General features: G+C 66.4%; 15 protein-coding genes and 1 tRNA gene. 14 read left to right on the top strand and 2 right to left on the bottom strand.

From position 1 onward, the window contains the following. The first annotated feature begins 15 nt into the window (after window positions 1–15). Complete coding sequence (locus tag BCHO_RS09055) at window positions 16–765, top strand: metalloregulator ArsR/SmtB family transcription factor (RefSeq protein ID WP_081707901.1); 750 nt, start codon at window positions 16–18, stop codon at window positions 763–765. A 223-nt stretch (window positions 766–988) separates the two neighbouring features. Here BCHO_RS09055 and BCHO_RS05555 read toward each other — a convergent pair whose 3' ends face one another. Both BCHO_RS05555 and BCHO_RS05550 read right to left on the bottom strand, forming a co-directional pair. After that, the gene (locus tag BCHO_RS05555) at window positions 989–1,672 is read right to left on the bottom strand and encodes a hypothetical protein (protein WP_152595883.1); all 684 of its coding nucleotides are present in this window, start codon (window positions 1,670–1,672) and stop codon (window positions 989–991) included. A gap of 192 nt (window positions 1,673–1,864) precedes the next feature. Next, window positions 1,865–2,389 carry a GNAT family N-acetyltransferase gene (locus BCHO_RS05550; protein WP_024540385.1) on the bottom strand — a complete coding sequence of 175 codons (525 nt, stop codon included), beginning with the start codon at window positions 2,387–2,389 and terminating at the stop codon, window positions 1,865–1,867. 172 nt (window positions 2,390–2,561) lie between these two features. Between BCHO_RS05550 and BCHO_RS05545 the strand changes: the two genes are divergently transcribed. From BCHO_RS05545 to BCHO_RS05485, 13 genes are all read left to right on the top strand, one after another. Then, a tRNA-Gly gene (locus BCHO_RS05545) sits at window positions 2,562–2,634 on the top strand. Window positions 2,635–2,879: 245 nt separating this feature from the next. Continuing rightward, complete coding sequence (locus tag BCHO_RS05540) at window positions 2,880–4,472, top strand: ATP-binding cassette domain-containing protein (RefSeq protein ID WP_024540386.1); 1,593 nt, start codon at window positions 2,880–2,882, stop codon at window positions 4,470–4,472. 139 nt (window positions 4,473–4,611) lie between these two features. After that, window positions 4,612–5,499 (top strand): DUF2971 domain-containing protein, encoded by an 888-nt coding sequence (locus BCHO_RS05535; protein WP_024540387.1) that lies wholly within the window; start codon window positions 4,612–4,614, stop codon window positions 5,497–5,499. A 133-nt stretch (window positions 5,500–5,632) separates the two neighbouring features. After that, window positions 5,633–7,711, top strand: coding sequence for a threonine--tRNA ligase (gene thrS / locus BCHO_RS05530; RefSeq protein ID WP_024540388.1), 2,079 nt, complete (start codon window positions 5,633–5,635; stop codon window positions 7,709–7,711). A 168-nt stretch (window positions 7,712–7,879) separates the two neighbouring features. Next, window positions 7,880–8,542 (top strand): phosphatidylinositol phosphate synthase, encoded by a 663-nt coding sequence (pgsA, locus tag BCHO_RS05525; RefSeq protein WP_024540389.1) that lies wholly within the window; start codon window positions 7,880–7,882, stop codon window positions 8,540–8,542. 1 nt (window position 8,543) lies between these two features. Continuing rightward, window positions 8,544–9,551 carry a phosphatidylinositol mannoside acyltransferase gene (locus BCHO_RS05520; RefSeq protein WP_024540390.1) on the top strand — a complete coding sequence of 336 codons (1,008 nt, stop codon included), beginning with the start codon at window positions 8,544–8,546 and terminating at the stop codon, window positions 9,549–9,551. Between the two features lie 38 nt (window positions 9,552–9,589). Then, window positions 9,590–10,792 carry a glycosyltransferase family 4 protein gene (locus BCHO_RS05515; protein WP_237743042.1) on the top strand — a complete coding sequence of 401 codons (1,203 nt, stop codon included), beginning with the start codon at window positions 9,590–9,592 and terminating at the stop codon, window positions 10,790–10,792. A gap of 54 nt (window positions 10,793–10,846) precedes the next feature. Beyond that, window positions 10,847–11,602 (top strand): YebC/PmpR family DNA-binding transcriptional regulator, encoded by a 756-nt coding sequence (locus BCHO_RS05510; RefSeq protein ID WP_024540392.1) that lies wholly within the window; start codon window positions 10,847–10,849, stop codon window positions 11,600–11,602. 6 nt (window positions 11,603–11,608) lie between these two features. Further along, a complete protein-coding gene (gene ruvC / locus BCHO_RS05505) occupies window positions 11,609–12,190 on the top strand; it encodes a crossover junction endodeoxyribonuclease RuvC (RefSeq protein WP_024540393.1) in 582 nt (193 codons plus the stop codon). A gap of 44 nt (window positions 12,191–12,234) precedes the next feature. Then, window positions 12,235–12,858 carry a Holliday junction branch migration protein RuvA gene (gene ruvA / locus BCHO_RS05500; RefSeq protein ID WP_024540394.1) on the top strand — a complete coding sequence of 208 codons (624 nt, stop codon included), beginning with the start codon at window positions 12,235–12,237 and terminating at the stop codon, window positions 12,856–12,858. Between the two features lie 9 nt (window positions 12,859–12,867). Next, complete coding sequence (gene ruvB, locus BCHO_RS05495) at window positions 12,868–13,950, top strand: Holliday junction branch migration DNA helicase RuvB (RefSeq protein ID WP_024540395.1); 1,083 nt, start codon at window positions 12,868–12,870, stop codon at window positions 13,948–13,950. Window positions 13,951–14,022: 72 nt separating this feature from the next. After that, on the top strand, window positions 14,023–14,472 hold the full coding sequence (yajC, locus tag BCHO_RS05490; RefSeq protein WP_024540396.1) for a preprotein translocase subunit YajC: 450 nt from the start codon (window positions 14,023–14,025) through the stop codon (window positions 14,470–14,472). A 36-nt stretch (window positions 14,473–14,508) separates the two neighbouring features. Further along, window positions 14,509–15,090 (top strand): adenine phosphoribosyltransferase, encoded by a 582-nt coding sequence (locus tag BCHO_RS05485; protein WP_024540397.1) that lies wholly within the window; start codon window positions 14,509–14,511, stop codon window positions 15,088–15,090. Window positions 15,091–15,099 lie beyond the last annotated feature (9 nt).

The raw sequence follows: 15,099 nt of genomic DNA, 5'->3' as shown, positions 1-15,099 counted from the left end.
GGTAGAATTGTTGGCATGACACAGAATTCCACCCCTCATTGCTGCCCGTCCTCGCCGCCGATCGCCGACGGCGACCGATGCCAGCAGGCGGCGCATGTGCTCGCTGCGCTTAGCGACGTCACGCGCCTGCGGCTCGCCGTCTTCATCTACCGTTGCTCACCGAATCCCGTATGCGCCTGTTCGTTCCCCGAAGTCTTCGGCATCAGCCGCTCCACCGTCTCGCATCATCTGACCCGTCTGGTGGACGTTGGCATATTGAGACGAGAGCAGCAGGGCAAGTGGGCCTACTATTCCATCGATCCGGACTTCGACGTCAGGCTCCTTGACGTCATCTCCGAGCATATGCCCCAAGCGTGCACCCCCCGGATGGCAACGAAGAAGTCCACCATCCTGTTCGCCTGCCGCCAGAATGCAGGACGTTCCCAAATGGCGGCCGCGATCGCGGAGCACCTTGCCGCCGCAGACGTCACCGTCATGAGCGCCGGCACCCAACCCGCCGACGAGGTGCAGCCCGAGGTGCGCGAGGTGCTGTCCGAAATCGGTCTCGTCCCACTGTCCGCGCCGGAAAAGCTTGATCCCGCAAAGATCAGGGAGGCCGACTGGGTAATCACGATGGGGTGTGGAGAATCCTGCCCGATATTCCCCGGAACCCATTACGAGGATTGGGACGTGGACGATCCTTCGGGACAGCCGCTGGACGTCGTGCGCAAGATTCGCGATGGCATCGATGTACGGGTGCGCGAGCTGCTGGGCCGGATCGGCTGATCTTCGACGGGGGCACGGAGGTGCTCGGCGATGCGTGGTTGTGCACACTTCCGTGTTACCCCTTGAATTCCTCCTTGAACCATGGCGCGCAGATCGCATGTGCCGCCATCGGCAGTCGCGGCCGCGTCATTGTCGACGCGGCCGCCCGATCCTGCGATTCGCCCGTACCTTTTATATATGTGATCTATATATATGCGGCCGCATGCGCGATACCCGCACCCGACTACTCCTGCGACGCCGACTCGTCGGAGCCGTCGGTGCCCATGTCCACGGATTCGAGTGCAAGCACGCCGCCGTTCGCCTTCGCGTCGTCGGCGAGGCCGCGGAACAGCACCTGATAGCAGCCGGCATCCTTGACGCCGTCAGTCATGCATTGCGCGTCGAGGCCGCTCGCCGTGGCGCGCACACGGTAGCCTTCGTGGGCGTCCTGATTGACGGCGAGCACGAAGAGGTCGCCGTCCTTGCCGTCATGCCACTGTCCGGACAGGTCCGCCGGATTGGCGGGGAAGGACGTGGAGACGGCGTAGTAGGCGCCGTCGAGCTTGACGTCGGCGTACTGCAGGAACTCGAACTGCATGAGCTCGCTCTGCCCCTTGACGTGTTCGGGGATGAGCGTCGTGTGATGGTCGTCCTTGCCGCGCGTCGTCGGCATTGGCATATGCGGCCATGCTTCGGACGTGTCATGGAACATGACCATATCGCCATTGGAGGCGCGCCACGTCGTCGTTTCGAATTCGTTGGCCGTCAATGGTGTGCCCATATCAGCGGTGTGCTCGCTCCAGACGGCGTCCATCCGTTCGGCATCCCATGAGGAGGACGACGCGGACGAGCCGCAGCCGGCGAGAGCGGCCGTCATGATCGCCGCCACGGCGAGCGCGGCCGTCTTCTTCGTCAATCGTGTGGTCATCGGCATCCTCAAATCGTCTTGTCGTACGGAACTGCTTGCTGTGCCTCAGTATAACGACGGTCCGCGCAATCGCATGGATGCATACGCGATCCCCACGAATCATGCACGATCGGCAATCGCGTACTCATCACTGCACGTTCGCCTTCGCGAACCATGCGATGGAACCGGAGACGTGCGGCGGCCATGTTCTCGTCAGCCGCGTGCCGGCACCGGCGTCTGCATCAGCAGGTCGGTCTGCCGGTCGTGGCCGACGACGAAGGTGTGGGAGCCGCAACGTGTGAACCCGAAACGCTTGTAGAACGCGATCGCCGGGTCGTTGTGTTCCCAGACGCCCAGCCATGTACGCGTCTTGCCCTGGGCGCGCGCCATGTCGAAGGCGGTGTGCATCAGATTGGTGCCCAGACCGTGGTGCTTGTAGTCGCGCAGGATGTACAGCCGCTGGATCTCCAGACTGTCGTCGCCCATCGGCTCCGTCTGGGCGGCGCCGACGTTCGTCTTCATGTAGCCGGCCGGCTCGCCGTCGACGCTGGCGACGAGGAAGACGGAGTCCGGGTCGTCGATCTCGCGCTGCAGCTCGTCGCGGGAGAGGTTGTTCGCGAAGTACTCGTCCAGGTCCTCCTTCGTGTTGGTGTCGGCGAAGGTCTGCGCGAAGGTGTCGACGCTCAGCGCCCTGATGACGTCGACGTCGTCGCTGCGATCCATCTGTATCATCGGCATGTCATCAATGCTCCTTTCGTTGCCTCCAGTGTAGGAGGGCGGCGTTCGACGCCGGCTGAACGAGGGCGTCGCCGACGGGGCGCCATGATGTGACACGCCGGTTTGGCGACGGCGGCGATATACGGTAAAGTGACGGTTCGTGCCCGGACGATGCATGTCGCACCGCGCACATGCGGACATAGCTTAGTTGGTAAAGCGCGACCTTGCCAAGGTCGAGACCGCGGGTTCGAGTCCCGTTGTCCGCTCTCGTCAGTCATCTTCACGTTCCCCGATATGCCAGGGGAGCGTTCTCACGGAGGTCAACGGACACTTGCGGATCTGAATGCGGTGAATGAATCAGTCGGCCAGCCACGTCCAGCGTGCTGCCGTGTTCTCCTGTGTCCGCCAGCCATCCATCCGTATCGTTTGCCGCCCATGCGCACGCACCGCGGTCTCATTCACCGATCGTCCCGATCTTTCGCAGCACGCCATATCGGCAAAGGAACCGTGCATGGCCACGACACTCGATCTGCATGACATCTCCTATATCCATGAAGGCGCGCCCGAAGCGCTGTTCGACGTCGTCGACGCGACGCTGCCGCAAGGTTGGACGGCGCTGCTCGGCGACAACGGCTGCGGCAAGACGACGCTCGCCCGCATCGTCTGCGGCGCATTGACGCCGACGCACGGCGCCGTCAACCCATCACCCTCCACGCTCGTCGTCGCCTACTGCGAACAGGAGTGCGCGCATGAGCCGGCGAATCTCGACGCGCTGCGCGACGACTGGTCGCCCGAGGTGATCGCGCTGCGCGACACGCTCGGCATCGGCGATGACTGGCCCTACCGCTTCGCGACGCTTTCCGGCGGCGAGCGCAAACGCCTGCAGGTGGCGTGCGCGCTGCATGGCACGCCGGACCTGCTCGTGCTCGACGAACCTACGAACCATGTGGACGCGGACACCCGCGGCGCGGTCGCCGAGGCGATGCGCGCATACCGCGGCATCGGCGTGCTCGTCTCGCACGACGTCGAGCTCATCGACGCCACCTGCACGCAATGCCTGATGTTCACGCGTCGCCACATGGGCGGCCGCAACCGCACCGTGCTCGAACGTTACGCCGGCGGCTACACGAAGGCGCGGCGGACGCATGAGCTGCGCCGCGCCGAGGCCGTCGGCGAACTCAAGGCGGCGCAGGGCAGGCGGCGCGCGCTCGAGAGTGCGCGTGACGTCCGCCGTGCGATGATGGACGCCGCGTCGGCACGCAAGCACGGCGGCCATCTGATCGACCGTCATGACCATGACGCGCGCAACACGCACAAATGGAACGAGAAGCAGGCGGACAAGGCGAGCGCCGCCGCGTACCGCGCGCTCGGCAGCCGTCTCGAGGCGGCGCGGCGCGAGGCCGCTTCGATCGAGACGGACGCGAAACGCTACGACGGCGAGATCCTGCTGGACATCACGCCGTCGTCGCGCAGGGAGCTGGCGCATGTGCCGGCCGGCATCCTGCGTTTCGGCGACGCGGCGGGCGGCGCCGGATGCGTCGCCGTATCCGAACTGACCGTCGACGGCATGCGTTGGCATGCGCGGAAGGTCGGCGATGCGGACGGGGCGGCCCAAGGCTGTCCGGGAATCCGCGTACCGCGTCTGGGCGTCGGCCCGCGCGACCACATCGGCGTCGACGGCGCCAACGGCACCGGCAAGTCGACGATCGTGCGCGCGCTGCTCGGATCGGTCGACGACACGGTGCCGACGTTGTACATCGGGCAGCTTCCGCAAGCCGGCGCCGATGCGCGGCTGCTCGCGCGGCTGCACAGGCTCGACGACGCCGACAAGGCGCGGGTACTGTCGATGGTCGCGCAGCTCAACGACGACCCCGACCGGCTGATGCGAGGGCGGGATCCGAGCCCGGGGCAGCTGCAGAAGCTCGCGCTGTGCATCGGGCTGCTGGACGGACCGCAGCTCATCGTGCTCGACGAGCCGACGAACCATCTCGACCTGCACTCCAAGCAGGCGCTGGCGCGCTTCCTTCGCGGCTATCCCGGCGCGCTCGTCGTCGTCAGCCACGAGCGGTGGTTCCTCGACGAGGCCTGCGGTTCCGCCGAGTGAGCGGGACGTTCGCCTCCCAAGGCGCCAGCCGGTATCATATGGCGCAAACCGACGCAAAGGATGTACGGATGACGTTGACCTACCATTACTGTTCGCTCGAAACCGCCTGCGCGATCATCTCGAACGGGTCGCTGCGGCTGTGCGACATCACGAAATCCAACGATTCCGCGGAGATCACGTACGGATACGCGGCGGCGCCGACAGCCTCAGACGCGCCGGCCTCGTCGCGGGATCGGGCGCCGCGCTGCGTTTCGCCGACGACTGGGTCGACATGCTGCGCCCCGACTACCGCACGCTGCTGCGCGAGGCGCTCGGCGAGCATCTGCTGCCACCGAACCGTCTGTGCTACGCTGTATACCTCTCCCAGAAGCCGGATCAGCTCAGCCAGTGGCGCGCCTACGGCGACGACGGACGGGGAGTGGCGCTCGGCTTCGAGCTGTCCGACTTCACGAAGTCGCCGCCGTCGTTCACCATCGTCGACGACGGCGACCATCCGTTGGAAAGCCATATGATGACGATGTACCGGCCGATCATCTACGGCCATGGGCGCAGCGCGGCGTATTTCGATATGCTCGCCGCACGCATCGCGCGCGACGTGCACGGGCTGCGCGACGCCGGCGACGGCGGATGCGACGCGATCCGGGCGCGGCTGCTCGACGCCACACTCGAATTCATCGCGTCCACGGCGTTCTGTAAGAAACGCTTCTTCCGCGAGGAACGCGAATGGCGGCTCGCCGTGTGGGGGCCAAGTGCGAACATCGAACGGTTCGGACAATTGCAGGACGCGCTGGCCGCCGCCCTGCCGCAGCGCTTCGCCGGCGTCGTCACCCATGCGCGGTTCCTCGTGCTGCCGCGCGCCGACCGCCTGGTGCCGACGCTCGACCTGGGCATCAACCTGCGGCGGACGCTGCGGCACGTCGTCATCGGACCGCGCTGCGCGGCGGGCGTTCCGGACATCCGGATGCTGCTCGCATCCGCCGGCGTCGCAGGCATCGACGTCACACATTCACGGGGCACGTATCGGTGAGGGCGGAACGGTTCCGCCCACGTCACGGAACCTCCGGCGCTTTGTCTGCGCTGAACCCTAAGTTGTGTACCTGTAATCAACAGTCCAGGTCTGCACCTCGTACCGCGGACCCAGATAGACAAGGACGACACCCATGGCACAGAACACCATCTCCATCACGGTCAACGGCGAAGCGAAGGAGGTGGATGCAAGCCAGACGGGCGTCGAACTGTTCGCCGACGACAAGAACATCATCGCCGTACGCCTCAACGGCGAACCGCGCGACCTCTACACGCCGCTCAAGGACGGCGACGTCGTCGAATCGATCGCCCTCGACTCCGAGGACGGCATCGCGATCATGCGTCATTCGGCGACGCACGTCATGGCGCAGGCGGTGCAGGAGATCCGTCCCGACGCCAAGCTCGGCATCGGCCCGGTCATCGAGAACGGCTTCTACTACGACTTCGACGTGGCCGAACCGTTCACGCCCGACGACCTCAAGACGATCGAGAAGCACATGCAGCGCATCATCAAGTCCGCGCAGCGCTTCTCCCGCCGTGTCGTCACCGAGCAGGAGGCGATGAAGGAGGAGGCCGACCAGCCGTACAAGCTCGAGCTCATCAAGGACAAGGAGGACGCGCTCGACACCGAGGCGGCCGTCGAGATCAGCGACAAAGAGCTGAGCATGTACGACAACATCGACCGCGACGGCAACGTCGTGTGGACCGACCTGTGCCGCGGACCGCACCTGCCGAACACGCGCTTCATCAAGGCGTTCAAGCTTGAACGCGCAGCCGCCGCATACTGGAAGGGCTCCGAGGCGAACCCGATGCTGCAGCGCATCTACGGCGTGGCGTTCCCGACGAAGGATGAGCTCAAGGCCTACCAGACGCGCATGGAGGAGGCCGCCAAGCGCGACCACCGCAAGCTCGGCCAGGAGATGGACCTGTTCTCCTTCCCGGAGGAGATCGGACCGGGCCTGGCGGTGTTCCATCCGAAGGGCGCCGCCGTCATCAACGCGATGGAGGACTACTCGCGCGAGATGCACCGCAAGCACCACTACAGCTTCGTGCAGACCCCGCACATCACCAAGGGCGGCCTGTACGAGACCTCCGGCCACCTGCAGTGGTACAAGGACGGCATGTATCCGCCGATGCACCTCGACGAGGAGAAGGACGAGAACGGCAATATCGTCAAGCAGGGCTTCGACTACTACCTCAAGCCGATGAACTGCCCGATGCACAACCTCATCTTCAAGTCGCGCCAGCGTTCGTACCGCGAGCTGCCGCTGCGCCTCTTCGAGTTCGGCACCGTCTACCGCTACGAGAAGTCCGGCGTCGTGCATGGCCTGACGCGCGTGCGCGGCCTGACCCAGGACGATTCGCACATCTACTGCACGCGCGAGCAGATGCGCGACGAGCTCAAGAGCCTGCTGACCTTCGTGCTCGACCTGCTCAAGGACTACGGCCTCAACGACTTCTACCTCGAGCTGTCCACGAAGGACGAGCATAAGTTCGTCGGCTCCGACGAGATCTGGGAGGAAGCGACGAACACGCTCGCCGAGGTCGCCGAGGAATCCGGCCTCGAACTCGTCGCCGATCCGGGCGGCGCCGCGTTCTACGGCCCGAAGATCTCGGTGCAGGCGCGCGACGCGATCGGCCGCACCTGGCAGGTCTCGACGATCCAGCTCGACTTCAACCTGCCGGAACGCTTCCAGCTCGAGTACATCGCGCCGGATGGCACGCACCAGCGCCCGGTGATGATCCACCGCGCGCTCTTCGGCTCGATCGAACGCTTCTTCGCGATCCTGCTCGAACACTACGCGGGTGCGTTCCCGGTGTGGATCGCGCCGGTGCAGGCGCTCGGCGTACCGGTCGCCGACGAATTCGCGCCTCATCTGCAGCACTTCATGGACTCCCTCGAGGAGGACATGGTGCGCGTCGAGACCGACCTGTCCGACGACCGCTTCGGCAAGAAGATCCGCAATGCCTCGAAGTCGAAGGTGCCGTTCATCATCATCGCCGGCGAGGAGGATATGAACAACAACGCGGTGAGCTTCCGCTTCCGCGACGGCAGCCAGCTCAACGGCGTGCCGGTCGACCAGGCGAAGGCGTGGATCCTCGAGGTCATCGCCAAGCGCGTCCAGGTCAACAGCGTCGACGACTTCCGCAAGGCGACCGGCCAGCCGTCCGAGGACGTCGAGTTCGACGTCTCGGACACCGACGCCGAATGATCCGCTAGCCAAGGCCGGGATACGCCGAACGGTCGTACCCCGGCCTTCCTGCGTCCGCGCGCGGGCGGACATCGCCCCGCCCGCGCGCGTTATCTTCGTCCTTTTCTATTCTTCTTGTACGGAAAGGCTCCAACGTGGAGCCCACGAGCACACCGGGAACGACACATCATGCTGGAAAAGCTTCGACCATGGTTCAAGCGCCTCATCAACCCCATCGCGAAGGGCATGGTGAAGATCGGCCTGACCGCCAACGCCGTCACCGTCATCGGCGCCGTCGGCACGATCGTCGTGGGCATCGCCACCGGCGTCACCGGCTGGCTGTTCTGGGGGGCCCTCGCGATGGGGCTGCTCGTCATCTTCGATTCGCTCGACGGCTCGGTCGCGAAGCTGACGAACGGCGGCACCCACTTCGGCGCCTTCCTCGACTCGACGCTCGACCGCGTCGCCGACTGGGCCGTGCTGCTCGGCGTCATCATCTACTTCTTCATGCGCAGCAACGCGGCGCTGCTCGCCGACGGCCGCTACGACGTCGTCGCGCTCGTCGGCATGGGCGCCGCGATCTACGCGATCATGACGTCCTTCGTCACCTCATACATCCGCGCACGCGCCGAATCGGTGGGCGCCGAGGCGAAGGGCGGCATCGCCACGCGCTCCGACCGCCTGACGATCATCCTCGTCGGCATGGCGATCAGCGGACTGACGCATCAGGACGCCTGGCTGATGGCGACGATGTGCATCCTCGCTCTGCTCGGCACGATCACCGTCGGCCAGCGCATCCACGAGGCGCGCGCGTCGATCGAAGCGACGCTCGACGACGCGGACAAGGACTGACATGGCCAATGCGATGGCCTGGGTCGCGCGGCATCCGCATGCGATCCCCGAACGCATCGTGCGCGGCGCGTTCCTCGCCGGCGCCGACATCGCATGGCTGGCGCACGTCGGCTCGGTGCGCCAGCTCGAACGCAATCTCGAACATGTGCTCGCATGGTCGTCGGACGACGACGTCGACGCCCGGACGCTGCGCAGGCGTGCACGCAGGCTATCGCGCAGGGGCATGCGTTCCTACTTCACCTACTTCTCCGAGGCGCTCACCGTCGGCGCGAGCGACCGTGACCGTCTGCTGGCGCGCATCCGCGGATCCGGAGACGGCCTCGACTCGCTCGTCGCGCTCACGTCGCCCGACGGGGGAGCCTCGTCGGCGCCGATCGCGATGGGCCATCAGGGCAACTGGGACTACGACGGCTTCTGGGCGCAGTTCGACGTGGCGCCGGTGACGACGGTGGCCGAGAGGCTCGCCGACCCGGACATGCTCGACGTCTTCGTGTCGATCCGCGAGCGCCTCGGCATGCGCATCCTGCTGACCGGCACGCCGCATCTGACCGAACGGCTCGAGGAGGCGCTCGGCGAGCCCCACGTCCTCGTGCCGCTGCTCGCCGACCGCGACCTGAGCCGGCACGGCGAGTTCGTCGAGGCCTTCGGCTCGACGATCCGCGTCGCAAGGGGGCCGGCGACGCTCGCCTACGACACCGGCCTGCCGCTGTACGTCGTCAACACATACCGTGAGCGGCTCTCCGGCGAGCGCCGCCGCGCCGCCGGCACGCCGTACGGCTATGTCTGCGAGGTCAGCGGTCCTGTGGACATCGACGAATACCGCGGGCTCGGACGCGAGGAGGCGATCCGGGCGATCAGCCAGGCGTGGGTCGACGTCTGGGCGCGGGGCATCGCCGCGCATCCCGAGGACTGGCATATGCTGCAGCCGATCTTCCTCGAGGACCTCGATCTGTCGCGGCTCAAGGACGTGCCGGCCTCGCTGTTTGCGTCGGCGCGTGCCGACGGCTGAGGGGCGCGAAGTCCATTCGGTCGGCGACAATGCTCTGTATGTCTTCGCAGGAACCAGCATCCATCGGCGTGCGGGCGTCCGATCGCCCGTTGCGCGTCGGCATCATCTGCCCATATTCGTTCGAGACGCCGGGAGGCGTGCAGAACCATATCCGCGACTTCTCCGAGGCGCTGATGCGCCGCGGGCACTCCGTATCGGTCTTCGCGCCGGGCAGGCGCACGAAGGACATGCCGCTGTGGGTGCAGACGAACGGCTCGTCGTTCGCGATCCCCTACAACGGCTCGTGGGCGCACTTAAGCTATTTCCTCGCCGCCGGGCTGCAGACGAGGCGCTGGGTGCGTCAGGGGCAGTTCGACATCGTGCATCTGCATGAGCCGGAGGCGCCGTCGGTGAGCCACAAGCCGCTCGTCATGCGCGGAGCGCCGCCGATGGTGGCCACGTTCCATGCCAGCATCGAGCCGTATCCGCGGGCGCTGCACCTGTTCCAGCGCTATCTGCATTCGTATCTGGAGCCGCTGAGCGAGGCGATCTTCGTCTCGCCGGCCGCGCAGCGCACCGCCGACCACTATCTGCCCTCCTCGATCAGTCGCCACGTCATCCCCAACGGCATCGACCGCGCCTCCTATCTGCGCGCCCGTCCCGACGAACGGTGGAAAGGCACCCCCGAGCATCCGACGATCGGCTTCCTCGGACGCCTCGAGGAGGATCGCAAGGGTTTCCCGATCTTCGTCGACGCGGCCGCGCATGTGCTCGAACGCCATCCGGGCGCCCGCTTCCTCGTCGTCGGCGACGGCGCCGACGAGGCGTCCAAGGCGATCGCCGCGCGAGACGGGGGAGCGGCGCTGCTCGAGCGCTTCGAGTTCCTCGGCCGCGTCGACGACGACGACAAGGCGCGCTTCTACAAGTCCCTCGACGTCTATGTGGCGCCGCAGACCGGCGGCGAGAGCTTCGGCATCGTCCTCGCCGAGGCGATGGCGGCGGGATGCCCGGTCGTGGCCTCCGACCTGCCGGCCTTCGTCGACGTGACCGAACAGGGGCGCGACGCCGTGCTGTTCGCCAACCGGGACGCCGCCGATTGCGCCGAGCGCATATGCGACCTGCTCGCCGACCCGGCCCGCCGCAGGCGCATCGGGAGGGCCGGACTCAAGCGTTCCCGGGACTTCGACTGGGAGACCGTCGTCGACGAGGTGCTCGCCGTCTACCGCGACGCCCTGTCCGAGCGGCACGGCGCCTTGTCTTAGAAGCGCATTAGAATCAACACGTTTCGTAATATCCATCACCTGTCTAGGAGCATTATGTCAGGGCATTCCAAGTGGGCGACCACCAAGCACAAGAAGGCCGCCATCGACGCCAAGCGCGGCAAGCTGTTCGCCAAGCTCATCAAGAACATCGAAATCGCCGCCCGTCAGGGCGGCGGCGATCCCGACGGCAACCCCTCGCTCTATGACGCCATCTACAAGGCCAAGAAGGCCTCGATGCCGGCGGACAACATCAAGCGCGCCGTCAAGCGCGGCTCCGGCGAGGAGGCCGGCGGCGCCAACTACGAGGACATCGTCTACGAGGGCTACGCCCCGGCGGGTGTGGGCCTGATCATCGAATGCCTCACCGACAACCGCAACCGCGCGGCCGCCGAAGTGCGTTCGACGCTCGGCAAGGGCGGCGGCTCGCTCGCGACGACCGGCTCGGTGAGCTTCAACTTCGAGCGCAAGGGCGCGATCGTCGTCCCGTCCGAGGGCGTCGACTTCGACGACCTGTTCGAGAAGGCGGCCGAGGCGGGCGCCGAGGACGTCACCAACGACGGCGAGACCTACACCGTCGTCACCGACCCGTCCGACCTGACCGCCGTGCGCCAGGCGCTGCAGGACGCCGGCATCGACTACAATTCCGCGGACCTCGTCATGATGCCGAAGAACGAGATCGAGCTCTCGCTCGACGACGCCCGCAAGGTCGCCCGTCTGATCGACAACCTCGACGACCTCGACGACGTGCAGAACATCTACAGCAACTGGACGGCCTCGGACGAGGTCATGGCACAGCTTGACGAGGAGTAATCCCCGTTGATCATCCTTGGAGTCGACCCCGGCCTGACACGGTGCGGAGTCGGCGTGATCGAAGCCGGCGCACCCCGCCGGCTTTCGTTTATCCACGTCGACGTCGTCCGCTCCGACCCGCACATGTCGCAGGACCTGCGTCTGCTGACGATCTACAACGGCATCGCCGCCAAGCTCGACGAGTTCATCCCGGACACCGTCTCGATCGAGCGTGTGTTCGCGCAGGAGAACCGCAACACCGTGCTCGGCACCGCGCAGGCCGCCGGCGTCGCGATGCTCGCGGCCGCGCAGCGCGGCATCCCGGTCGCGCTGCACACGCCGACCGAGTCGAAGCTCGCCATCACCGGCAACGGCAAGGCGCAGAAGGTGCAGATGGAGCGCATGGTCGCCCGGCTGCTCAACCTCAATGCGCCGCCGACGCCGGCCGACGCCGCCGACGCCCTCGCGATCGCGATCTGCCATGCGCTGCGCCCGGCCGGCGCACTCGAAGGCGGCGAACGCGAGCAGCATCTGACGAAGGCACAGCGCCAATGGGCGCAGGCGGCCCAGCACGCCTCGCGCCGCGGCGGCGTCCGCAGAGGCATGTAGACTACCGAACATCTGTTCGAAAACCAACGAAAGGCGGGCATCGCATGATCGGCATGCTCAACGGCGTCGTCGCCCAGATCGACGCGACGACGGCGCTCATCGACGTCCACGGCGTGGGATTCGAGGTGCGGATGCCGAGCGCCGACCTGGGCGCGCTGCGCGTCGGCGCGACGACGACCGTGCAGACGTCGATGAGCGTGGCGCAGGACGCGATCACGTTGTTCGGATTCCTCACATCGGGGGAGCGACGCATGTTCCTGCAGCTGCAGAAGGTCAGCGGCATCGGGCCGAAGGTCGCGCTGTCGCTGCTGTCGACGCTGCCGAGCGACCAGCTCGTCCAGGCGATCCGCGACGAGGACGCGGCGGCCCTCGCGAAGGCGCCGGGACTGGGCAGGAAGGGCGCGCAGAAGATCATCCTCGAGCTCAAGGGGTCGATCGACCTGTCCGCGACGCCGGCGAAGGACGACGGCACGACGCGGCGCATGCCGCAGGACGCCGGCGTCGACCGCGTCGTCGAGGGGCTCATGTCCCTCGGATGGAAGCAGCAGGAGGCGCAGCAGGCCGTCGACGCCGTCATCGAGGACAACGGATTCGCCACGCCGTTGGCCAACGAGGCCGTGTCCGACGTGCTCAGGCTCGCATTGGCGTCGATGGACAGGGGAAGGTGAGGCATAAGGATGGCAGTCGACGATTTCGACGTCTTCAGCGCGGACAACAGCAACGCGAACGAGGAGTCGCTGCGCATGGTGTCCGCGAACGCCGTCGGCAACGAACCGGTGAGCGACGAGGAGCTGCGTCCGCACATCCTCGAGGGCTTCATCGGCCAGCCCCGGCTCAAGGCGCAGCTGCAGCTGTTCCTCGACGCGGCGCGCAAACGCGACGTGCCGCCTGACCACATCCTGCTCGCGGGCCCTCCGGGACTGGGCAAGACGACACTGGCGATGATCGTGGCGAACGAGCTCGGCGTGCCGATCCGCGTCACCTCGGGCCCGGCGATCCAGCATGCCGGCGACCTCGCGTCCATCCTCAGCTCGCTCGACGCGGGCGAGGTGCTGTTCATCGACGAGATCCACCGTCTGCCGCGCGCCGCCGAGGAGCTGCTGTACATCGCGATGGAGGACTTCCGCGTCGACGTCATGGTCGGCAAGGGCCCGGGCGCCTCGTCGATCCCGCTGACGCTGCCGCGCTTCACCGTCATCGGCGCGACGACGCGCGAGGGCATGCTGCCGTCGCCGCTGCGCGCGCGCTTCGGCTTCACCGCGCATCTCGACTTCTACCCGACCGAGGAGCTCGAGAAGCTCATCGAACGTTCGGCGAATGTGCTCGGCCTCGAGCTCGACGAGGGCTCCGCACACCAGCTCGCGCGCCGTTCGCGCGGCACGCCGCGCATCGCGAACCGCCTGCTGCGCCGCGTGCGCGACTGGGCTATCGTGCACGACCTTGACATCGTCGAACCGGACGACGTCAAGGAGGCGCTGGCGCTCTACCAGATCGACACCGAGGGCCTCGACCGCCTCGACATCGCCGTGCTCAACGCGATCATCCGCAACTTCAACGGCGGGCCGGTCGGCCTCAACAACCTGTCGGCGATGGTCGGCGAGGAGGCGGAGACCGTCGAGACGGTCTGCGAGCCGTATCTTGTGCGCGAGGGCTTCATGATGCGCACCCCCAAGGGCCGCGTCGCCACGGCCAAGGCATGGGAGCACCTGGGCCTCGAGCCGCCCGAGGGCGCCGCCGCCGATGTCAGCAAGCTATTCTAGACTGAACCTTCCGTACACCGCATTTCAACCGTTCCCACGGTCGTCCCTCTTGCAAGGAGCCCTGTCATGAGCATGGATTACATCTTCCTCATCGTTCTTCTCGTCGCCATGATCCTGATGATGGTGTTCCAGACGAGGAAGGCGAAGAAGCAGCAGGCGGAGCGCCAGAGCTTCTGGAAAAACCTGGACGCCGGCACCGAGGTGATCACGATCGGCGGCGTCATCGGCAAAGTCGTCGAGGTCGACGAGGAGTACGACGAGATCGTCATCGACTCCGAAGGAAGCATCCTGCGCTTCTCGTCGAAGGCCATCAGCCGCGAGTACATCCGCCCGGCCTACGTCTCCGACGACGACGTGGACGAGAACGGCAACCCGCTCGTCAAGGACGGCGAGCACGACGCCGACGGCCCCAAGGAAATCACGACCGAGGTCGACGAAAGCGCGACCGACGCCGACGGCGACGAGGTCGACGTCGAGGAGACGGAGACGAAGAGCACGAAATCCCCGTACGACGAGGACTGACGAACGACCACCGACAACAGGGGAGAACTGCCGACCATGACTTCCACGGACATCACGCTCACCGATCCCACATCGATGGACAAGGCGGATGCCGACTACCTCATCGCGCTCATGCGCACGATCCCGGGATTCCCCAAGGAGGGCATCCTGTTCCGCGACATCATGCCGGTCTTCGCCGACGCGCGCGGCCTGTCCATCCTGATGGACGCGCTCGTTTCGAACCTGTCGATCGCGAACGACGAGTTCGACGCCATCGCCGGCCTCGAGGCGCGCGGATTCCTCTTCGGCCCCCCGCTCGCCGAACGGCTCGGCAAGGGATTCATCGCCGTGCGCAAGGCCGGCAAGCTGCCGCCGCCCACGGTCCGTGAAAGCTACGCGCTCGAATACGGCGAGGCCTCGATCGAGATCGAACGCGACGCGATCCGGGAGGGCGAGCGCATCCTCATCGTCGACGACCTGATCGCCACCGGCGGATCCGCGTCCGCTGCCCGCGATTTGGTCATCTCATGCGGCGGCGTCGTCGCCGGATTTAGTTTTATCATGGAGCTTTCGGGACTCGACGGCGTCAAGGCGCTCGGCGACTACCCGGCGAGCTCCCTGCTGACGATGCCCGCCTGAGCGTCGCCG

This window comes from Bifidobacterium choerinum (assembly GCF_000741135.1).
GTDB lineage: Bacteria > Actinomycetota > Actinomycetes > Actinomycetales > Bifidobacteriaceae > Bifidobacterium > Bifidobacterium choerinum.
Note: the sequence above shows the minus strand (reverse complement) of the source record. Positions and strands in the feature narration are given on the sequence as shown.